At 53.2% G+C, this 22,284-nt stretch carries 20 protein-coding genes; all 20 read left to right on the top strand.

Going from position 1 to position 22,284, the window contains the following annotated elements; genetic code table 11:
- Positions 1–26 precede the first annotated feature (26 nt).
- The 20 genes from LY85_RS06650 to LY85_RS06555 all read left to right on the top strand — a co-directional run bounded on the left by LY85_RS06650 (position 27) and on the right by LY85_RS06555 (position 22,107).
- Positions 27–629: a DJ-1/PfpI family protein gene (locus tag LY85_RS06650; RefSeq protein ID WP_141825985.1), complete on the top strand. Its 603-nt coding sequence runs from the start codon at positions 27–29 to the stop codon at positions 627–629.
- A 237-nt stretch (positions 630–866) separates the two neighbouring features.
- Positions 867–3,413, top strand: coding sequence for a glycyl radical protein (locus LY85_RS06645; RefSeq protein ID WP_038325421.1), 2,547 nt, complete (start codon positions 867–869; stop codon positions 3,411–3,413).
- A gap of 52 nt (positions 3,414–3,465) precedes the next feature.
- Entirely contained in the window at positions 3,466–4,386 is a 921-nt protein-coding gene (locus tag LY85_RS06640; RefSeq protein ID WP_141825984.1) for a glycyl-radical enzyme activating protein, read from the top strand.
- A gap of 28 nt (positions 4,387–4,414) precedes the next feature.
- Positions 4,415–5,203, top strand: coding sequence for a propanediol utilization microcompartment protein PduB (gene pduB / locus LY85_RS06635; RefSeq protein ID WP_141825983.1), 789 nt, complete (start codon positions 4,415–4,417; stop codon positions 5,201–5,203).
- Between the two features lie 30 nt (positions 5,204–5,233).
- Entirely contained in the window at positions 5,234–5,512 is a 279-nt protein-coding gene (locus LY85_RS06630) for a BMC domain-containing protein (RefSeq protein WP_141825982.1), read from the top strand.
- A 152-nt stretch (positions 5,513–5,664) separates the two neighbouring features.
- Positions 5,665–6,411, top strand: coding sequence for a hypothetical protein (locus LY85_RS06625; protein ID WP_141825981.1), 747 nt, complete (start codon positions 5,665–5,667; stop codon positions 6,409–6,411).
- Between the two features lie 87 nt (positions 6,412–6,498).
- Positions 6,499–7,359 (top strand): BMC domain-containing protein, encoded by an 861-nt coding sequence (locus LY85_RS06620; protein WP_141825980.1) that lies wholly within the window; start codon positions 6,499–6,501, stop codon positions 7,357–7,359.
- Positions 7,360–7,388: 29 nt separating this feature from the next.
- Positions 7,389–7,655 (top strand): EutN/CcmL family microcompartment protein, encoded by a 267-nt coding sequence (locus LY85_RS06615; protein ID WP_347562417.1) that lies wholly within the window; start codon positions 7,389–7,391, stop codon positions 7,653–7,655.
- Between the two features lie 70 nt (positions 7,656–7,725).
- Entirely contained in the window at positions 7,726–9,096 is a 1,371-nt protein-coding gene (locus tag LY85_RS06610) for an aldehyde dehydrogenase family protein (protein WP_141825979.1), read from the top strand.
- A gap of 15 nt (positions 9,097–9,111) precedes the next feature.
- Positions 9,112–10,227 (top strand): 1-propanol dehydrogenase PduQ, encoded by a 1,116-nt coding sequence (locus LY85_RS06605; protein WP_243122498.1) that lies wholly within the window; start codon positions 9,112–9,114, stop codon positions 10,225–10,227.
- Positions 10,228–10,314: 87 nt separating this feature from the next.
- A complete protein-coding gene (locus LY85_RS06600; RefSeq protein WP_141825977.1) occupies positions 10,315–11,613 on the top strand; it encodes a PocR ligand-binding domain-containing protein in 1,299 nt (432 codons plus the stop codon).
- Positions 11,614–12,642: a response regulator gene (locus LY85_RS06595; protein WP_038325415.1), complete on the top strand. Its 1,029-nt coding sequence runs from the start codon at positions 11,614–11,616 to the stop codon at positions 12,640–12,642. It abuts the gene before it with no gap.
- A gap of 10 nt (positions 12,643–12,652) precedes the next feature.
- On the top strand, positions 12,653–13,852 hold the full coding sequence (gene metK, locus LY85_RS06590) for a methionine adenosyltransferase (protein ID WP_141825976.1): 1,200 nt from the start codon (positions 12,653–12,655) through the stop codon (positions 13,850–13,852).
- Between the two features lie 152 nt (positions 13,853–14,004).
- Positions 14,005–14,661: a phosphate propanoyltransferase gene (locus LY85_RS06585; RefSeq protein ID WP_141828002.1), complete on the top strand. Its 657-nt coding sequence runs from the start codon at positions 14,005–14,007 to the stop codon at positions 14,659–14,661.
- A gap of 61 nt (positions 14,662–14,722) precedes the next feature.
- Complete coding sequence (locus tag LY85_RS06580; RefSeq protein WP_141825975.1) at positions 14,723–16,174, top strand: aldehyde dehydrogenase family protein; 1,452 nt, start codon at positions 14,723–14,725, stop codon at positions 16,172–16,174.
- A gap of 330 nt (positions 16,175–16,504) precedes the next feature.
- On the top strand, positions 16,505–17,326 hold the full coding sequence (eutJ, locus tag LY85_RS06575; RefSeq protein ID WP_141825974.1) for an ethanolamine utilization protein EutJ: 822 nt from the start codon (positions 16,505–16,507) through the stop codon (positions 17,324–17,326).
- A gap of 15 nt (positions 17,327–17,341) precedes the next feature.
- Positions 17,342–17,995, top strand: coding sequence for a hypothetical protein (locus LY85_RS06570; protein ID WP_141825973.1), 654 nt, complete (start codon positions 17,342–17,344; stop codon positions 17,993–17,995).
- 42 nt (positions 17,996–18,037) lie between these two features.
- Positions 18,038–19,393: a 4Fe-4S dicluster domain-containing protein gene (locus LY85_RS06565; protein WP_141825972.1), complete on the top strand. Its 1,356-nt coding sequence runs from the start codon at positions 18,038–18,040 to the stop codon at positions 19,391–19,393.
- Between the two features lie 5 nt (positions 19,394–19,398).
- Complete coding sequence (locus LY85_RS06560; RefSeq protein ID WP_141825971.1) at positions 19,399–19,938, top strand: BMC domain-containing protein; 540 nt, start codon at positions 19,399–19,401, stop codon at positions 19,936–19,938.
- Between the two features lie 417 nt (positions 19,939–20,355).
- Positions 20,356–22,107: a methyl-accepting chemotaxis protein gene (locus LY85_RS06555; RefSeq protein WP_141825970.1), complete on the top strand. Its 1,752-nt coding sequence runs from the start codon at positions 20,356–20,358 to the stop codon at positions 22,105–22,107.
- The last annotated feature ends 177 nt before the right edge of the window (positions 22,108–22,284 follow it).

The following is a 22,284-nucleotide window of genomic DNA, read 5'->3' as shown; positions in this document are numbered from 1 at the left end:
TACCTGTGGGTCGGAAGGAGAAAAATATGGACAAAATTCAGAAAAAAATACTGATTCTGGCGGGGGACTTTACAGAGGATTACGAGGTGATGGTTCCTTTTCAGACCCTTGGCGTGTTCGGGCTTCAAGCCGAGGTGGCGTGCCCGGGCAAAAAGGCCGGGGAATCCATTAAAACGGCCATCCATGACTTTGAGGGCGACCAGACCTACACCGAAAAGCCGGGGCACCGGTTTGTGCTCAACGCCACCTTTGCCGGACTCCAGATCGAGCAATACGCGGGGCTCTATCTGACGGGAGGGCGCTCCCCGGAGTATCTGCGGCTGAACGACGAGGTGCTGGACATTATACGGTATTTTATGAAGCTGAGCAGGCCGGTGGCCGCCATCTGCCACGGGGTCCAGCTGCTGACCGCGGCGGACGTGGTGCGGGGCAGAAGGCTTACGGCGTACCCGGCGGTCCGGCCGGAAGTGGAAATGGCGGGGGGGATTTATATCGAAAAGCAGGCGGATGAGTCGGTTGCGGACGCCAATCTGGTGACCTCTCCCGCGTGGCCGGGAAATACGGCTATTTTGAAGGATTTTGTCGATCTGCTTGGAATTTCGGTTTCCTTTTCAATGTCGGATTTTTGAGAAAAGAAAATTTTTCTGTAAAAACAATAAAGGTTTCACAGACGATAAAGTTCCGAAATTTTTATGGATATTTCATAAAATGTACTTGTTTTAAAAAGCATTTTGGTTTCAATTTTACATTGTTTGAGTCTGGATAGTATTGTGCGGTCAAGCAGAGGCGGGTATATAATCAAACAAGAAATCGGACTTCGGTGTTTAAAAATTCGTCGATCAAATTTTTTTAAGGAGGTATTTAAAGTGATAGAAAAAGGATTTTCCAAACCAACGGCAAGGGTTGAAAAGCTAAAGAAAATGATTTTGGATGCAACCCCTTATGTTGAGTCGGAAAGAGCGGTTCTGGTTACGGAGTCTTATAAGGAAACGGAAGGACTTCCCCCGATTATGAGACGCGCCAAGGCGGACGAGAAGATTTTTAACAATCTTCCTGTTACCATCCGTGACGACGAGCTGATCGTCGGCGCCATCACCAAGCATCCCCGCTCAACGGAAATCTGCCCCGAATTTTCCTTTGACTGGGTTGAGAAGGAATTCGACACCATGGCCACAAGGCTGGCGGACCCGTTCGTGATTCCGAAGGAAACCGCCCAGGAGCTGCATGAGGCCTTCAAGTACTGGCCCGGGAAGACGACAAGCGAGCTTGCTTCTTCCTACATGTCCCAGGAAACAAAGGACTGCCAGGCAGCCGGCGTATTTACGGTAGGCAATTACTTCTACGGCGGCGTAGGCCATGTGTGCGTGGACTACGGCAAGATTTTGGAAAAAGGCTTCCGCGGGATCATCGCAGAAGTGGTCGACGCCATGATGAAGATGGACCTGTCGGACCCCAGCTACATAAAGAAACAGCAGTTCTACAATGCTTTGATTATTACTTATAATGCGGCCATCAATTTCGCCCACAGATATGCCGATGAAGCCAGAAGGCTGGCTGCTTCGGAAACAAATTCCACAAGAAAGGCCGAGCTTCTGCAGATCGCCGCCAACTGCGACAGAGTGCCGGAAAACGGCGCCCGCAATTTCTATGAGGCCTGCCAGTCCTTCTGGTTTATCCAGAGCATGATGCAGATCGAGTCCAGCGGACACTCCATTTCCCCGGGCCGCTTCGACATGTATATGTATCCGTATCTTGCCGCAGATAAGAATATCTCGAAGGAGTTCGCGCAGGAACTGGTCGACTGTATCTGGATCAAGCTCAACGACGTCAACAAGACCCGCGACGAAATTTCCGCTCAGGCGTTCGCAGGCTACGCGGTGTTCCAGAACATCGGCGCAGGCGGCCAGACGGAGGACGGGCTGGATTCCACCAATGACGTTTCCTACATGATGATGGAGGCGTGCGCACAAACAAAGCTGCCGGCGCCTTCCTTCTCCATCCGCGTGTGGCAGGGAACTCCGGACGAATTCCTCTACAGGGCCTGCGAGCTTGCCCGTCTCGGGCTGGGCTTCCCCGCAATGTACAATGACGAAGTGATTATTCCGGCGCTTGAAAACAGGGGCGTATCCCTGGAAGACGCCCGCAACTACTGCATCATCGGCTGTGTGGAGCCGCAGTGCCCGCACAAGACCGAGGGCTGGCACGACGCCGCGTTCTTCAATGTCGCCAAGGTTCTGGATATCACCATCCACGGCGGCAAGGCCGGCGACAAACAGCTCGGCCCGGTCGTCCCGGATATGAGCCAGTGGAAATCCATCGACGAGTTCTACGATGCATTCAAGAAGGAAATGGCTTACTTCGTAAGGCATCTGGCGGAAGCCGACAACTGCGTCGACCTGGCCCATGCGGAAAGATGCCCACTCCCGTTCCAGTCGGCTATGGTTGACGACTGCATCAAGCGCGGCAGGTCCGTACAGGAAGGCGGAGCTATTTACAACTTCACCGGCCCGCAGGCGTTTGGTATCGCTGATTCCGGCGACTCCGTCTATGCGATGGATAAGCACGTGTTCCGCGACAGAGATATCACCGCCGCCCAGCTGAAAGAAGCTGTGGACGCGAACTTCGGCCGTCCGGTCGGCGAAAAAACCTTTGGAGCGGATCCCTGCAGCAGCACGGCGGATGCCCTTACGGAGCAGAAGATCTATGAGGCCGTCAGGAAGGTCCTCGGCAATTCCAGCAATATCGATATGGCCGACCTGCAGAAGATGTGCGGCGTAAAGGATACCTGCGCAGCTTCCTCCGGCAGCGGCGACTATGAGAATATTTTCCGGCTGATGGACAACACAGAATGCTTCGGAAACGATATTGACGAAGTCGATATGGTTTCCCGCAAGATCGCCAGAATCTACTGCGAAGAGGTTCAGAAGTACACCAATCCGCGCGGCGGCCAGTTCCAGGCGGGCGTATACCCGGTATCGGCCAACGTGCTGTTCGGTAAAGACGTCGGCGCGCTGCCGGATGGCAGACTCGCAAAGCAGCCTTTGGCGGACGGCGTATCGCCCAGACAGGGCAAGGACGTAAAGGGACCCACCGCGGCGCTGAATTCCGTCGCCAAGCTGGATCACTTTATCGCGTCGAACGGAACACTGCTGAACCAGAAATTCCTGCCCTCCGCACTCGCCGGGGACACGGGGCTGCAGAACTTCGCCTCCGTTGTCAGAAGCTACTTCGACCACAAAGGCATGCATGTGCAGTTCAACGTTGTCGACAGGGATACCCTGCTAGCCGCCCAGAAAAACCCCGACCAGTATAAGGACCTGGTAGTACGCGTTGCCGGATACAGCGCACAGTTTGTCGTGCTGGCAAAAGAAGTGCAGGACGATATCATCAGCCGCACGGAGCAGACCTTCTGATTGCGATGATATTGCTCCATGCGCTGATGAAATGTAACTAAGGGAGTTGTAGGTGGTGGATTCTATCAATTATAGCGCATCGGGACTTGTCTTCGACATACAGAGGTTTTCCGTACATGATGGTCCTGGTATTCGCACGATCGTATTTTTAAAAGGATGTCCTTTGTCATGCCAATGGTGCTGTAATCCTGAATCCCAAAAGCTGAAACCGGTGATTACTTATCAGAAAATGCGTTGTATTCATTGTGGAAAATGTATCAAAGCCTGCAGGCAGGGAGCGATCGATCCAAACAACAAGGGCCTGATCAACAGGGAGCTTTGTATTGGGTGCGGAGAATGCGCCAATGTCTGCCCCACGGGCGCGCTGGTGCTGAAAGGCGCCGGGATGACCGTGCAGCAGGTGGTGCAGGAGCTGAGAAAGGACGCGACGACCTACCGGCGCTCCGGCGGCGGAATCACCGTTTCAGGCGGGGAACCCCTGGTGCAGTCCGATTTTACAATGGAACTGCTCAGGGCCTGCAAGGAGCAGGGATGGCATACGGCAATCGAAACGACTGCGTATGCGGACGGCGAAGCGGTTGAAAAGGTGCTTCCCTATGTGGATTTGGCCCTGATGGATATCAAATCAATGAATCCTGAGGCACATAAAAAATACACGGGGGTAAGCAACGAGCTGATACTGAAAAACGCCGTCAGGGTGTCCGAAATCACGCAGACAGTGATCCGGGTCCCCACCATCCCCGGGGTAAACGCCACGGAAGAGGACATTCTTGCAATCAGCAGGTTTGCGAAAACATTACACAATATCAAGACAATCCATTTGCTTCCGTATCACACCTACGGGGAAAACAAATACGAGCTTTTGGGCAGGGACTATCTGATGAAGGACGTGAAGACACTGACTCCTGACAGGATACAGGCATTAAAAAGCGTGGTTGAAGAGCAGGGCTTCGAATGTATTATCGGTGGTTAAAAAAATTCAATGAAACGGAGGATAGGCAATGGACCAGCAATTAATCAATAAGGTAGTGCAGCAGGTTGCCGATGAACTGAAAATAAAACCTGAGGAAAAAGCAGCGGAAACCGGCACACCTTGCAGTTCACTGGGAGTGACAGAATTTGTGGGTACCTCTGTAGGCGATACGATCGGATTGGTCATCGCCAGCGTGGACCCGATGCTTGTCGATGTGATGAAGCTCGGTAAATACCGTTCAATCGGGATTATCGGCGGCAGAACGGGGGCAGGCCCGCAGATCATGGCGGTGGATGACGCCGTCAAAGCAACCAACACGGAAGTGATCACGATCGAACTGCCCAGAGATACGAAGGGCGGGGCCGGTCACGGCGACTTGATCTATATCGGAGCGGAGGATGTTTCGGATGCGAGAAGAGCGGTGGAAATCGCCCTGGCCAGCCTTCCGAAATACTTTGGCGATGTTTACGGGAATGATGCCGGACATCTGGAATTCCAGTATTCGGCAAGAGCCAGCCAGTGCCTTGAAAAGGCGTTCGGCTCTCCTCTGGGCAAAGCGTTCGGCATGACCTGCGCGGGCCCTGCCGCGATCGGCACGGTTCTGGCGGATGTGGCCGTGAAGGCGGCGAGTGTGGACGTGGTCTGCTACAGCTCTCCGGGCAACGGCGGGACCAGCTACTCGAACGAAGTGATCCTTATCTTTACGGGAGATTCCGGCGCCGTACGGCAGGCGGTCAGAGCGGCCAGAGATGTCGGTCTGAAGCTGCTTGGCGCGTTGGGCTCCGAGCCAAAATCAACCACTCATCCATATATTTAACACTAACGCTACAATGAAGGAGGTTTACACATGAACTCTGATGCACTGGGTATGATCGAAACACATGGACTCGTACCGGCAATTGAAGCAGCCGATGCCATGGTCAAGGCGGCAAACGTCACCCTGGTCGGCTACGAAAAGATCGGTTCCGGACTGGTAACGGTAATGGTACGCGGAGACGTCGGGGCCGTCAAGGCCGCGACGGACGCCGGAGCGGCTTCCGCCAAAATGGTCGGCGAAGTGGTCTCCATCCACGTCATTCCCCGTCCTCATTCGGACACTGAGAAAATTATCCCTCATATGGACTAATTCATCACCACTCAATTCTTCTTCCACACGTGACGGTGTAGGGCGTTAATGGTACGGAAGGGTCGGGGAATGCTCTTCCCTGATTCCTTCCTATCATGACCGCCTTTTCATTAGTCAGGATCAAAAGCTCTGGAAAGCAAAGGAGGGGTACCGTGGAAATCAATGAAAACAATCTGTATCAGATCATCCTGAAGGTGATACAGAAAATGCAGGCCGAAAATTTGTTGCCCAATTCCTCCGTACCCGAACAGAAACTGTATGTCATCCTTACCGAAGGATGGAGAGAGGAATACCGTTCCTTTTTTGAAAAGCTGAGGGACCGGCGCGAATACCGGGTCGTTACGGTGATTCCCCCTTCCATGACAAACGACTACCACATGAAAAAGCTCAGGGAATGCGAAGGCTGCGGCACCATTCTCAGGCAGGAGGAAGCCGATCTGGCAAAGCTGCCGGACGGTCCGACCGTTTTCCCGGCCGCTTCGAGAGAGCTTGTAGTCAAAACCGCGCTGTGCATCGGCGATACCTTCGAGACAAAATGGGTACAGAGCTGCATGGCGAACGGGCAGAAAATCGTGCTGCTGAAATCGGGTCTGGAATCGCTTACGAGGAAGGAACCCGCGGCGTATGCCGCCAGAATACGGGAATATTACAAAATCATCGCTCAGTACGGCATTGAAATCAAAGAGGAACTTTTTGACGGAAAACCGGTTCCCGGAAATCCCGGAATCACACGAGTCCAGCTGACGCCGCGCGCGGACAGCGGGCGGAAAGTGATTACGGAAGGCGATATCGACAGGTTTGCGCAGGAAGGACGGATTGTGCTGCGCCCGGGTGATCTTCTGACCGCTCTGGCGGAGGAGAAAGCGTCCCGGCTGGGCATTGAAATCGTCGGACAGTAATTTGAAAAGCGGAAAATCAGGTAATCAAATTTGATTTTGTTTACATTTTATATATTTTCAGAAGAAAAAAAGAAGTAAGGTGACAAAATGAAAAACGCATTGGGGTTAATAGAAATACGGGGACTGGCAACGGCCGTTCTGGTAGCGGACACCATGGTGAAAACAGCGGACGTGACGATTATCCAGATCGAAAAAGCAAGAGGGCACGGCTGGATTACCGTGAAGATCACGGGCGATGTGGCAGCCGTAAATGCCGCCGTCAGCGCGGGCAAGCAAGTCGGCGAGACCTTCCAGCACTATATTTCTTCCAAAGTGATTCCCAGACCTGCGGACAGCGTTGAAAGAGTATTTTGTCAGACTGAGAAAAAAGAGGACGGAACAACACCGCCGGATCATCCGGAACCTCCCGCGCCGAAGACGCCGGAGCCCGAACCGGAGCCGGAGCCGGAAGTTTCTGCAGCGCCGGAAATTCCGGAAGAGAAGCCAGAAGAGCCTCTCGGGGAGCCCGCCGTACCGCAGACAGAAGAACCTGTCCCGCCGGAGCCCGCACAGGAAGAGGCTGCAGTTCCCGCACAGGAAGCTGTTCTGACGGAGCCGGAAACGGTTTTGTCCGTGGAAGAAGTCCCTCTGCCCGAACCGGAAGCGGTTGTCCCGGAACAGGAAATCCCCGCGCCGGTGCCGGAAACGATTCAGACGCAGGCAAAGACGGAATGGGAAGCCCCTGCTGAATTCCCGGCAAAGGAAGAAAAGCCGCAGGATCCGCCTGCTGTTTCCGCAGCGGACGAACCGGCCGTTTCCCAGCCGGATGCCAAAGCCAAACCGTCCGGCAGAACGGGGAGGGGAAAATCCGCTGCAGCGGGAAGCACCGGCCCCAAAAACACGGTAGTGAAAGAAAAGGGGACCGCCAAACAGACTCCCAGAAAGCCGAGGGCCAAAAAAGAGAAATAATCCTTAAGAACTAAGGTCAGGAAAGGATTGTGATTACCATTTATATGGCAAAAGTGGTGGGCAATGTTGTTGCGACGCGGAAGGAAGAATCTCTGGTCGGTTTCAAGCTGATGATTATTCAGAAAATTGATTCCCAGAAGCGCAACATCGGCTCCGAAGAGGTTGCCGCCGATTATGTGGGGGCGGGCATCGGGGAGTATGTCCTGGTCTGCTCCGGGTCGGCCGTGCGTGTTCAAAAGCATAATGTCTCCGTTGACATGGCCATTGTAGGAATTATTGATACGATGGATATTTAGAAACAGGCAGTGTCATATCCTGAATTTATTTAACTGAAAGCCTGAGAAATCAGGCGAAGGAGAGGTTAAGATGAATACTGCGCAAATTGGAGAACTGGTGAAGAAATACCTGACCTGCAGCGATATGGTGAGAAGCGGGGTCTTCCGTTCGGTAAATGACGCCGTCGCGGTAGCGCAGGGAGCCTACACCCAGTATTCCAGGCTTACGCTGAATGAACGTCAGGAAGTCATCGATGCGATCAAAGAAGAGCTTTTGCCGCTGGTGAATGTAATCGCTGAAATGACGGCGGAAGAAACCGGAATGGGCAATGTGGAGGATAAGGTCAAAAAGCTCCTTCTGGCCATCCGGAAAACACCCGGCGTAGAGGATCTGATCACCGAGGTGAAAACGGGAGACAGCGGGATGACCCTGTATGAACTGTCCTCCTACGGCGTCGTCTGCGCCGTGCATCCCTGCACCAATCCGTGCGCCACACTCATTAACAATACCATCGGCCTGCTCGCCGCGGGAAATGCCGTCGTGCATGTCCCGCATCCCAGAGCCATCAAGGTTTCCCAGTTTGTCACGGAAATGATCAACGTCGCCATCCGGGATACCTGCGGCATCGACAATCTGGTCGTCACGCTGGGGGATACCTCCATGGCGGTGACTCGCGAGCTGATGACGCATCCCGATATCTCCATGGTGGTGACTACGGGCGGCAGCGGCGTTTTGAGAGAGGCGCTTGCCAGCGGCAAAAAAGTGATCGGCGCGGGGCCGGGGAATCCGACCGCCATCGTCGACGAAACGGCTGATCTAAAGCAGGCGGCAAGGGACATCGTCGAGGGTGCTTCCTTCGACAACAACGTCATGTGCATCTCGGAAAAAAGCATCGTGATTGTCGCGGCCGCCGCGGATGAATTTGTGGAAGAGCTCAAGAAAAACAACGTTTACTATATCCATAACGAGGAAGACATGCTGAAGCTGACCTCCGTGACCGTCACACAGGACATGGGCATCAACAAAGCGTTTGAAGGCAAAAGCGCCAATGAAATTTTAAAGGCGGCCAAAATCCCCTGCAGTGAAACCGTCCGGCTGATCGTGGTCGACACCATTCAGCATCATCCGTTCGTTACGCTGGAAATGCTGATGCCGGTCGTCCCCCTTGTCAGGGTGGCCGACTTCGACGAAGCGCTGGAAACCGCCTTTGAAATCGAACAGGGGTTCCGCCATACCGCGACCATCCACTCCCAGTCCATTGAACGGCTGAACCGGGCGGCAAAGAAAATGCAGACCTCCGTCTTCGTGAAAAACGGCTCTTCTCTGGCCGGGATTGGGTACAATGGGGAGGGTGACACCAGCTTTACCATTGCGACGATCACCGGGGAGGGAACCACGACCGCAAGGCATTTCGCAAGAAGGAGAAGATGCACGCTGATGGACGCCTTTACCATTCGTTAGAAAGCGGGGATGAAATTGGAACGTATCTATCTGAGAACCAAGATTTATTACGGGGAAAACTCGCTGGAACATCTCGCGGACATCACGGGAAAAAGAATCTGGATCATCTGCGACCGGTTCCTGATTGAAAACGGGAGCATCCGGAAAGTACTGGAGGTAATCGACAACAGCAACGAGGTAAAACTATTTAACGGGGTTCTGCCCGATACGCCCCTGACCGTCATCGGGAAAGGGGTCGCGATTTTGAAACAGTTCCGGCCCGAGGTCATGATCGCATTCGGCGGAGGCTCCGCTATTGACACCGCGAAGGGAATCCTCTATTTTGCGCGGGAGATGAAGCTTGCCGCCGGCGTACCGTTGATCGCGATTCCGACCACAAGCGGAACGGGCTCGGAGGTAACGGCAGCAACGGTCGTGGTGGACCACGAAACCAAGAAAAAACATATCTTTTTCGACGACAGCATCTATCCCGACGAAGCGATTCTCGACGCAAAGCTGACGCTGTCGCTTCCGCCGGAAATTACGGCGAACACCGGCATGGACGTTATGACCCACGCGATGGAGGCCTATGTGGCAAAGGGAGCCAGCGTTTACACGGACGCAATGGCCGAAAAAGCCGTGGAGTTGATTATGAGATCGCTCCTGCAGTGCTACCGTCACGGCGACGACGAGCAGGCAAGGGTGGAAATGCTTCTGGCTTCCAGCCTGGCGGGCATCGCGTTCAGCATCGCGGGACTTGGCATGAGCCACAGCATCGCGCATCAGGTGGGGGGAACCTTCCATATTACGCACGGGCTTGCAAACGCCCTTCTGCTCAATGAAGTGATTCTGTTCAACAGCCTGGACGACCGGGTCGCTGCCAAATATGCGCAGATGGCCTACCGGACGGGTATGGTGGAAAGAAGCGCAGACCCCAAGCTTGCCGTAGCGGTTCTTCTCGCCTGCATCACTTCCCTGAAAAAGCTGATGAATATGCCGCTCACCCTCAGCGAGTGCGGTGTATCGCAAGAAACTTTCGACCAATATGTCCATTATGTGGCCCAAAATGCGGTGCAGGACGGATGTACTCCAATGAACCCAAGGGGAATAACAGTGCAGGATGTCGAAACATTATTGAAAAAAATACACTAAAAATCCCCCAAGTCAAAGAATATATTATATAATATGGGCAGTGTGGTATATTAGAGTAGTATATTCTTGATTTAGGAGGTTGCTTTCATGGATGAGTTCTTAAATACCAAAATTAAAGATTTGGTGCAGGATGAAGACAGTGTGTTCAACAATTTCGATATCAACCATCTTTTTGGGAAAGAGAAGCTAGAAGATATCCAGGAAAAAATTTCCAAAGCGACGGGCCTGGCGTTTGTCACGGTGGATTTTAAGGGGGAACCGGTCACGGAAATGACCTCTTTCACCAAATTTTGCCGTGAAATCAGGAGGAATGAAGGAGAAAAACGCCTTTGCTGGTCCTCCGATGCGTTCGGCGCGATCCAGGCCGCGGTGACACAGAAAACTTCGGTGTATTTCTGTCCCTGCGGGCTGATGGAGGTCGCCATCCCGATTATCGTCCGGGGGCACTACCTCGGAGGCTTTATCGGGGGGCAGAAAAGGTGCAGCGACGCCCCTCCGAGTGTATGCAGGCTGGAAACCGTGATGCACCACGCGGAGGACTATAAAGTCAGCAAGAGCGACCTGTTCAATGAAATACAGGAAATGTCTTACCAGCAGTTTGTCAATATAGCGGACATGATTTCTCTGATTGTCAATCAGCTTGGCGAAAAGGAACTGTCAAGGCTGATGCTCAAGGAATCTTTGAACAAGGAAATGGAAAGCTTGAGCGAGAAGCGAAAGAGAATGGAGCTGGAGTACAGCCTGAAGAACGCCGAGCTGAGCGCGCTGCAGTCACAGATGAATCCCTCCTTTTTATTCCGGTGCCTGAACTCCATTTCCAATCTGGCGGTCATTGAAAGCGCCCCAAAGACCAATGAAATGGTGACGCTGTTTGCGGAGTTCTTACGGTATAACCTTATCAATACCAAAAATTCCATCTCCGTAGCGGATGAAATGGAAAATATTGAACGGTATCTGAAAATACAGAAGGTCCGGCTGGGAGAGCGGCTGAACTATTCCATTGATATTGCGGAAAATATACATATGCAGCGGATCCCGAAAGTTATTGTTCTTCCCTTTGTGGAAAAGGCGGTTTTTTACGGAATTGACCAGAAGCGGGAAGGCGGCACCGTGCGCATCTCGGTTTCCTATATGGACAGCGACGTGGTCATTTCCATAGAGGACAGCGGTCTGGGACTGAACGAGGAAAAAATTTCGCAGAGGTTCAAATCGTATAAAGAAGGCGGTTACGAAGGAGATACCATAGAAACGGGGATCTCCAGTATCAGACAGAGGCTGGTCAGTTCCTTTGGCCCGCAGTACGACGTTGTTATGCAATACAGCGAGAAAAGCGGAACAAAGTGTCTGATTAAATATCCAAAAAACTTTGATGAAAAGGTACTGTAAATGTATCGGGTAATGATTGCTGATGATGAAGAACTGATGAGAGAAGCCATGCGGATCATGGTATCCGACGTGAGTGGCTTTACTGTCGTGCGCACTGTTGCCAATGGAGAGGACGCCGTAGAGGTTTGCAAAACGGAAAAAATCGATATTGTATTTATGGATATTATGATGCCGGGAATCTCCGGGATCGAAGCGAGCAAACAGATTTATACGAACAACCACAACATCACAATTTATATTGTTTCCGCCTATAACAATTTTGAGTTTGCGCGCGAGGCTTTGAAAGCGGAGGTCCGGGAATATATTTCAAAGCCGGTTACCGGGACCCTCATTAAGAGCTTGCTGGACGGCTACTCGGAATCCCATAAAAAATACGGAAAGCAGACGGACTCCCTTTTCTCCATCCTCAAAGAAAAAGATTTCAAAAAAATGTACTACCAGATTCCGCAGATCGTGAATGAAATTTACTCCGATACGGGCAGTGACACCGAACAGCTGAAAGCCACGTTTATGAAGCTGGGACAGAGCCTGATGAGCATGCTGGACTGGCTGAATGAGGGGCAGACAAAATGCGAAGAACTGTTCCCGATGACGGAGGTTCTGCTCTCCGAAAAAAAGAGCCTGGAATTCTGGCTGTTCAATGTCATGAATTACATTTTCCAGCAGGTCAGCATTAAAAAGTACAAGGTGCTGGAATCCGTGTTCCGCTACATTGATGAAAACATCAAGAAGGATATCGGCCTGAATCAAATTGTGGACCACTGCAATATCAGTCAGGGGTACCTGAGCCGCATCTTTATGCAGCAGATGGGGGTAAGCGTCATTGAATATCTGCATATGCGGAAACTGACCATCGCAAAAGGGTATTTTTCCTTTACCGACCTAAACATTATCGACGTTGCGTTCCGCCTTGGCTATAACGAGAGCAGCTATTTCAGCAAAGTCTTTAAAAAATATGAGCATGTGACCGTGTTCCAGTATAAGAAATCACTGGCGCTGGAACAGGACAACGCTTTGAAATCAAGGTAGGGAAGAGAGAATGGATGAGTATTTGGTAACATCGGAATCTGTCACGGAAGGGCATCCGGACAAAATATGCGATCAGATTTCAGATGGGATATTGGATGCGTATCTGGCGAAGGACCCGGAGTCCCGGGTAGCTTTGGAGACCATGATTTCACCCGGCACGGTTATGATTGCGGGCGAGGTAACGTCCAAAGCAAAGGTGGACGTTCCCGGCGTCGCAAGGGAAATCGTGAAAAAGATCGGCTACACGCGTCCCTGCACCGGCTTTGACTGCCAAAACGCCGTCATCCTGACCAACATCACTTCCCAGTCGCCGGATATCGCCCGGGGAGTGGACGCTTCACGGACGGCGGATTGCGGAAAGAAAGTTTTCGGCGCGGGGGATCAGGGGATGATGTTCGGCTACGCGTGTGACGAAACGGAGCACTACATGCCGGTGACCATCGATCTGGCGCACCGGCTGGTCATGAAGCTTGCGCAGGTCCGAAAGGACGGAACCGTTCCCTGGCTGTACCCGGACGGAAAAAGCCAGGTAACCATGAAATACAGCGCAGAGGGGGAACCCCTCTGTCTTACCGGGATCGTCGTGTCCGCGCAGCACGAGGCGGACGTCGACCATGAAACCGTCTACAACACCATTTTACATAAAGTCATCCGGAGCGAGGTAGACCCCAAATGGATGAACAGCGAAACCAAAATCTACATTAATCAGACCGGCCGCTTTGTCATCGGCGGCCCGGCGGCGGACGTAGGGCTGACCGGCCGCAAGATCATGGTCGACACCTACGGCGGGGTCGGCAAGCACGGCGGCGGCGCCTTTTCCGGAAAGGACCCGACAAAGGTGGACCGTTCGGCGGCCTATATGGCCCGCTACGCGGCGAAAAATATCGTCGCGGCAAAGCTGGCCAGAAGATGCGAAGTGGCGCTGGCCTACGCGATCGGCATGGCCGATCCCGTTGCCGTCACCATCAACACGTTCGGCACGGAGCGGATCAAAAAGAAATATATTGATTCCGCAGTCAGGGAGACCTTCTCCTTTTCCGTAGCCGATATTTTGGAGCAGCTGAAGCTTCGGAAACCCCAGTTTTTAAAGACCGCGGCGTACGGGCACTTTGGCCGTGAGGATCAGGATTTTCAGTGGGAAAAGCTTGACAAAGTGCAGCTGCTGCAGGAAAAAGCAATTCAATCGGCCGCAAGGCTGATTTGTAATTGAACCGAAGAGTCGATTTCTATTTTGTGAACAATCATTCCAAAGGAGGCTTCCCCTATGATGAAATATGTTCCGCCCAACCGAATCAACCGAAGGCCGGTAGGCCGGGATTGAACAGAAACCGTCAGATCAAGCAGAAGGTGGCTGATACAGAGATGCAAACGGATGTCCTTGAAACAATTGCAAAACTGGTCGTTGAAAAGATTCAGAATCTGGAAAACTGCAAAATTCCGGTTGGCGTGTCAAACCGCCATGTGCATCTGAACCAAAGCGATCTGGAAAAATTATTCGGCCCGGGTTACCAGCTGACGCATATGAAAACGCTGAAGCAGCCCGGTCAGTTTGCGGCGAAAGAAACGGTCAATATCCGCGGACCGAAGGGTGAATTTCAGAATGTGCGTATTTTGGGACCGCTGAGAAAAGCGAGTCAGGTCGAAATTTCCCTGGCCGACGGATTCCGTCTGGGGGTCAGGGCCCCGATCAGGGAATCGGGAAGGCTGGACCATACGCCGGGACTGGAGCTGATTGGGCCGAAAGGGAGCATTACGCTGCCCTGCGGCACCATTGTGGCGCTCAGGCACGTCCATATGACCCCCGGGCAGGCGGCGAAAATGGGCGTAAAGGATAAGGAGATCGTGGAGGTGGAGACCTGCGGGGAGCGCAGATGCGTTCTTGGGAATGTCCTTGTGCGGGTTTCCGAGAAATCCTCGCTGGAAATGCATGTGGATTTGGATGAGGCAAACGCGTGCGCGTTAAAGAACGACGACTTTGTCATTCTGCGGAAGATCAAAGCGCCGAACCCCCGCGCATAAGCGGATGGAGCAGGGCAGATGTCCTATATTGTGCTATTGATGAATAAGGGGTGGAAAATCGATGGATATAGATGCGAATTTAATTGAAAAAATGGTCAAACAGGTACTGAACGAAATTGACGCGGGCAAAGCGGAAAAAACCGCCGCTGCCGAAATCAAAAAGGAAGAAAAGGGCGGAGCTTACGGGATTTTCAATACCATGGAAGAGGCGATCGACGCCTGTGATATTGCCCAAAAGCAGTACTTGTTCTGTTCGATGGCCGAAAGGCAGAAATATGTCCAGACCCTGCGGGACGTGGTCCTGAAACAGGAAAATCTGGAACTGATCTCCCGGCTGGCCGTGGAAGAAACCGGAATGGGGAATTACCCACACAAATTAATCAAAAACAGGCTTGCCGCGGAAAAATCACCCGGCATTGAGGATTTGGAAACAACGGCCCTGTCCGGAGACGACGGCCTTACCCTCGTGGAATATTGCCCGTTCGGGGTCATCGGCGCGATCACGCCCGCGACCAACCCGACGGAAACCATTATCTGCAACTCCATTGGGATGCTTGCGGCGGGGAATTCGATTGTGTTCAGCCCGCACCCGCGGGCAAAAGACGTTACCATCAGGCTGGTCACCATGATCAACAGGGCGCTGGAAGAAGCCGGCGCGCCGAAGAACTTGATCGTTACCGTCATGGAGCCGTCCATTGAAAATACCAACGTTATGATGAAGCATCCGAAAATCAGAATGCTGGTCGCCACAGGCGGCCCGGGAATCGTCAAGCTTGTCATGTCCACCGGGAAAAAGGCCATCGGGGCCGGCGCGGGAAATCCACCCGTCGTGGTCGACGAAACAGCGGACATCAAAAAAGCGGCGATCGATATTGTCAACGGCTGCAGCTTTGACAACAACCTTCCCTGCATCGCGGAGAAAGAGGTCATTGCGGTCGACCGGATCACCGATGAGCTGATCCGCAGCATGAAGGAAAACGGCGCCTATCAGGTTACCGATCCCGCCGTGATTCAGAAGCTTGCCGATCTGGTCAGGAAGGAAGGCGGCGGGCCGAAAACGTCCTTTGTCGGCAAGAGCGCCGTTTATATCCTTGATAAAATCGGGATTCAGGCCGGGCCGGAGGTCAAGGTCATCATCATGGAAACGCCGAAGGACCATCCGTTCGTGATGGAGGAACTGATGATGCCGATTCTGCCGATCGTCCGGACGAGAAACGTAGACGAGGCGATCGACCTTGCACTGATCGCGGAAAGAGGCAACCGCCACACCGCCATGATGCACTCCAAAAATGTCGATAAGCTGACCAAGATGGCAAAGCTCTTGCAGACCACCATCTTTGTCAAGAACGCCCCGTCCTACGCGGGTATCGGCGTCGGCGGCGAGGGACATACCACCTTTACCATCGCGGGGCCGACCGGCGAGGGCCTGACCAGCGCGAAATCCTTCTGCAGAAAGCGCAGATGCGTTTTGTCGGACGCGTTCCACATCAGAGATTTTTCCAAAGGATTATAAATCAGGCTGTCGATAAAGTCGCGTGGCCGCAAAACGGTAAAACAAGTTTGCTTACTGCGCTGGCTGCACGATTTCTCGACGCCTGACAGTTTTTCGACACTCTCATCAATCACAACCCAACACGGAATTTAAAATATGCTGACGCGGGATTAGTCTCAGGCAAACAAATCACAGATAGAATCCGTTGGGGGCCGCGGCGTTCGGTTATGCTGCGGCCCCCAACCGCAAAGGAAACCTGTTCCGCTGTGTGATGTTGATTGTTTTCAGGAGTCTGACCGGCAAGAGCGGTTTTAAATGAGAAGCATGAAAAAGCGGAAAGGCGGCCTGTATATGATGGATTTAGACAGAGTGGACAGCTATATGGCGCGGGTGGAGGAGTCCGAGACCAAAACCTTTCAGCCCGTCGGCGATAAATTGAAGGTCGGCGTCGACCTTGGCACCGCATACATCGTCCTCGTCGTTTTGGATGAGGATAACAATCCCGTCGCGTGTGAAAAAAAGGCGGCGCGCGTCCTGAGGGACGGCGTGGTCGTGGATTATCTCGGAGCGCAGCGCATCGTCAAGGAGCTGAAAGCGAAGCTCGAGGAACGCCTGGGCAGGGAACTAACCCACTGCGCGATCGCTATGCCCGCGGGGACTCAGTCCAGCACCAAAACCCACATTTATGTGGCGGAGGGCGCGGGGCTGGAGGTGGTCAACGTGCTGGATGAGCCGACGGCGGCAAATTCCGTTTTTCAGATCAGCGACGGCGTTGTCGTGGATATCGGCGGCGGGACGACCGGGCTTGCCATCTTCAAGGACGGCAAGGTGGCCGAAATCGAGGACGAACCGACGGGGGGAACCCATCTGACGCTGGTTCTGGCGGGAAATATGCACATTTCCTTTGAAGAAGCCGAGCAAATCAAGCTGGATTACGCGCGCCACCGTGAAATTTTCCCGGTGATCAAGGCTGTCCTTGAAAAAATGGCGGCGATTGTCAGGAAATACATCAAAAAAGACGATACACAGGCAATCTATCTCTGCGGTGGTACCTGCTGCATGACGGATATTGAAAAGGTGTTTGAGAAGGAAACGGGAATTCAGACGATCAAACCCCATTATCCGTTCCTGATCACTCCGGCGGGTATCGCGATGAATTGCGAAAGCAGGTAGAGGATAGGAGGAGCTATGGAGATGCAGGGGGGAAACCATACAAAGCCCGGCCTTCTGATATTGACGCAGAAGCACGACCACAGTACCGGGTGCCACCGGATGCTGGAGAGCGGGCGGCTGACGGCCCGCTACCGGACGGAATGTGCCCTGAAGGGCGAATACGGCTGTTCCGTGGACGAATTTTCGGCGGTCGTCCTTTTCAACCTGACGAACGATATGCTGGTCCGGATCGCTGGCGGAACGGAGGACACTCCGTACTCGAAAGCGGCGGTTCAGGCTATTTTAAAAGGGAAGACCGTCTTCGCGGTTGAGGAAGAAGTCGAGCTGTTCGATTATAAGAGGACGGCCCCGGCGGTTTACTACAACATGATGCTGGAGAAGGTCAATTTTCTGAAGGAATCTGGCGTGATTTTCTGCCCGCTGAGTCAGCTGGAGGACAGCGTGCTGGGCGAAACGACGGACGCGGCGTCCGCCGAGGCGCCTGCCGTGCAGCCGTGTCCGCGGCGGAAACGGTCGGGCGGAACGGGACGGGAAATTGTGACGGCAAGGGATCTGGCACTGCTGAACAACGACAGTATTCTTGTCATGCGGGTGGCGGCCGACAGCATCATTTCTTCCGAAGCCTGGGACTATGCCCGCGTAAACGGGATGCAGATCATCCGGGAATAACGAAAAACATGTATGGAATGTTTTATTTAGGACGGTGATACCATGAATCTGACAGAAGCGATTAAGGACGCCGGTGTCGTCGGCGCGGGCGGCGCGGGCTTTCCCACCCATGTGAAGCTTTCGGCGAAAGCGGACTGTTTTATCATCAACGCCGCCGAGTGCGAGCCGCTGATCGAGACGGACAAATATATCTCCCGTACTTATCCCGACCGGATCGTCGAGGCCGCGCAGGCCGTCTCCGCCCATCTGGGCGCAAAGCGGACGGTAATTGCCCTGAAAAGAAAATATACGGCGGAGATCGCCGCGCTCAGGAGCGCGATTGAAAAATCGGGAGCGCCGATCGAGCTGTTTGAAATGCCCGCTTTTTATCCCGCCGGAGACGAGCAGGTGATGGTGCAGCTGGTCTGCGGAAAATCCGTCCCGGAGCGGGGGATTCCCCTCGATGTGGGAGCGGTCGTGGACAATGTGGGCACGATGCTCAATATTTACGACGCGCTGCAGGGCAGGCCGGTAACGGACAAATATCTGTCCGTTGTGGGGGAGGTCAGAGAACCGGTTCTTCTCCATGTGCCGGTGGGGACTCCTGTAACCGAATGTATTGATAAAGCGCAGCCGACCGTTTCCGATTACGACATTATTTTGGGCGGGCCCATGATGGGGAAGGTGTTTACGGACCCCGTCCGGATTAAAGAGCTGAGCGTTACCAAGACGACGGGAAATATCATCGTCCTGCCGAAGGATCATTATCTGATCCGTCGGGCGACCATGCCGCTCCACCGCATCCGGCTTCAGGCCAAAAGCGCGTGCGTCCAGTGCAGAATGTGCACGAGCCTTTGTCCACGGAACCTGATCGGTCACAATATGAAGCCGCATCTTGTCATGCGCAGTCTGTTCCGGGAACCTTTTATCACCGATAACGAGGAATATAAGAAAGCCTTCGGAACGGCGATGAACTGCTCGGAATGCGGCGTCTGCGAGATGTTTTCCTGCCCTATGGGGCTGTCTCCCCGGAAGGTGAATATTTATCTGAAGGGCCAGCTCAGGGAACGCGGCATCAAGGTGGAGCAGAACAGGAATCCCGTTCCCAGCGAGGCCGCCCGGTACGGGCAGGTGCCTACCGGCAGGCTGGCGGCCCGGCTGAATATCATGGACTATTACCGGCTTCATGCAAAGGAATGCTGTGAGCTTGCCCCGGAAAGGGTGTTCATTCCTTTCCAGCAGCATATCGGCAAACCGGCTGCTCCGGTCAAACAGGTCAATGACCGCGTTGCAAAGGGCGAGCTGCTGGCCGCAGCGGCGCAGGGCGGATTGTCCGCGAACATCCACGCGAGCATTGACGGTGTGATAGAAAAAATCGACGGGACCGGCGCGGTCATCCGTCGGAGCAGGGAGGAGTGAGCAGCATGAGCAAGGCAATCGGTATGATTGAATTTTCCAGTATCGCCAGAGGAATTGAAACAAGCGATTATATGATCAAGGCCGCGAACGTGGACCTGCTGAAAGCGTCCACCGTCTGCCCCGGTAAGTATATTGTGCTGATCGGCGGGACGACCGGGGATGTCAAGGTTTCCATGTCCGTGGGGGAGAAGTACGCCGGAGAATATCTGGTGGATACCCTGCTGATCCCGAACATCCACTCCCAGCTGATTCCCGCGATCTGCCTGACGAACCAGGTGGAAAATCCCGGGGCGATCGGCGTGCTGGAGTTCTATTCCATCGCTTCGGCGGTAACGGCCGGGGATGTGGCGGCAAAAGCGGCGAACGTTACGCTGGTCGAAATCAAGATCGGCTATTCCATCGGCGGAAAGGGCGTGGTCGTCCTGACCGGAGACGTGGGGGCCGTGCGCACCGCCGTGGAGGCTGCGACAAAGCAGTGTGAGCTTCTGGTGCAGACAACGGTGATCCCGAAACCGTCTCCCAAGCTTTACGAGACGCTGCTCTAGTTTCCATGTTCCGTTCCCTTTCCATTCGCAGTATAAACAGATACATCCTTTTTTTAATCTTTCAGGCTTGAATCCATGTTTTTGCCCCACGGAAGGAAGTCCGTACTGGAAAGATCGACCACGCCGGAAGGCTTGGCTGATCTGCAGTATGGGCTTCTTTTTTTGTGAAAATTGCAGAAATTTCACATTAATATTCTTGCAATTTAACAACAGGGAAAGCATTTCATGGTATAGTATAGAAAATAATGGCAATTTGTCGATTCCATTTAAAAAGATAAATTTCGGAATCAATTGATCCGTTTACACAATTCAAAAATAATGGAAAAAATGACTGTCTCGACGGCAACGGAAAAGCATCCGGGAAAGTGCTTTTTCATTGCTGTACATCCATGAAATGACTGAAAAGGGGATTTCAAAATGATAAAAAAGCATTCGCTGCACCTGAAAGGAAAATTGGTCCTGTTTATTGGAGGCCTGCTGCTTAGTTTGATCGTTGTGCTGTCCGGCATTTCCTATCTCTGTATGGACCGGGCGTTCAATCTTTCCATTGCCGCCACCAAACAGGCGTATGATAAGGAAATCAAGGTCGCGGTTGAAAACATCGTCAGTGCTCTGGACGCGAATTATAAAAGCTATCAGGACGGGAAAATCACGGAACAGCAGGCGCTTGACAATGCGAAGGCAATTGTCCGGGATACCCGCTATAACAGCGGGGAAGGGTATTTCTGGGCGGACGAGGCCGACGGGCTGTGCGCGGTGCATATGAACAAGGAATATGAGGGTACCATGCGCTATGACGCCAAGGACCTGGCGGGCAATTATTACATACGCAACGTGATTGCTGCCGGCAATCAGGAGGGCGGCGGATATACTGAGTTTTATTTTACCAAGCCCGGGGAGCAGGGAACTTTTCAGAAACGGGCCTTTACCCAAAAATTTGAACCCTACGGCTGGTATATCAGCACGGGAAATTATTATGATGATATCAACAAGGCGGTGGCCAGCCAAAACCAGCAGAAAATGTGGTCCCTTTTCCTTCTGCTTCTGGTCAGCGCGGCCCTTGCCGTTTCCGGTATGCTGCTGATGTACCGGTGGGCGGGAAAGATCACCGGGCCGATCCAGAATGTCACCAAACGGCTGCACGGCCTTTCTTTAGGCGACGTTCAGTCCCCACCTTCGCCGGTTGTTATGACGGAGGATGAAACGGGCGTGCTGACTCAGGCGACGGAACAGCTGATCGTCATGATGCGCAGTATTGTTCAGGACATTACCGACCATTTGCTCAGAATCGCTCAGGGGGACGTCACCTCCGCCGTTGAGCAGGAATATATCGGGGATTTTATACCGATCAAAGAGTCCCTGCAGACCATCTATACCTCTTTGAACCGGACGCTGTCAACGATGAACGAATCCTCTCAGCAGGTGAAGTCCGGAGCGGATCAGGTATCCTACGCTTCACAGGCGCTGGCTTCGGGCGCGTCGGAACAGGCCGCCGCCATCGAGGAGCTGTCCCAGTCCATCGTCAATGTGTCCGAGCAGGTAAATCACAACGCAGCCAGCGTCGGCCAGGCGACGGATTACGTCGTGCAGACGGTTTCCAGTATTGAAGAAAGCAACCGACACATGGGGCAGATGCTCTCCTCAATGAACGAGATGAAGGTGTCCTCGGACCAGATCGGCCAGATCATCAAGGCCATTGAGGATATTTCTTCCCAGACGAACATTCTGGCGCTCAACGCGGCAATCGAGGCGGCGCGGGCGGGGGAAGCCGGGAAAGGCTTTGCCGTTGTCGCCGATGAGGTCCGCGTTCTGGCTGCAAAATCCGCCGAGGCGGCAAAGCGGACATCCTTGCTGATCAACGCTTCGATTGAGGCGGTGGCGGACGCCTCCCGGACCGCGGAAAATACGGCGGCGGAGCTGAGCCGGGTGACCGAAACCTCCGAACAGGTCAAAATTTCCATTGAAGAAATCGATAAGGCTTCTCAGGAGCAGGCGGCGGCAATCGCTCAGATCACCCAGGGCATCGAACAGATTTCCGCGGTGGTACAGACAAACGCCGCGACCGCGCAGGAAAGCTCCGCTTCCAGCGAGGAGCTTTCCGCTCAGGCAGCGATTCTTCACGATGAGGTCGGCCGGTTTCAGCTGGCGGCTGAGACATTCGATTCGTAAATGATATCAGAGGGAGCCGGTTCCCATGGAACCGGCTCCCTCTCTGTGTAAATAGAAAAGATGAACTCGCTACTGCTTTATTTCATATAACATAAAGTATTATTATGTATGATTATACCAATAGTTAATTATTTCGATTGATATCATAATGGTTTCTTTATCAGAACAAAATATCTG

This window comes from Clostridium sp. KNHs216 (assembly GCF_006714885.1).
GTDB lineage: Bacteria > Bacillota > Clostridia > Oscillospirales > Acutalibacteraceae > Caproiciproducens.
The sequence above is the reverse complement of the archived record's forward strand: the minus strand, read 5'-3'. Positions and strand labels throughout refer to the sequence as shown.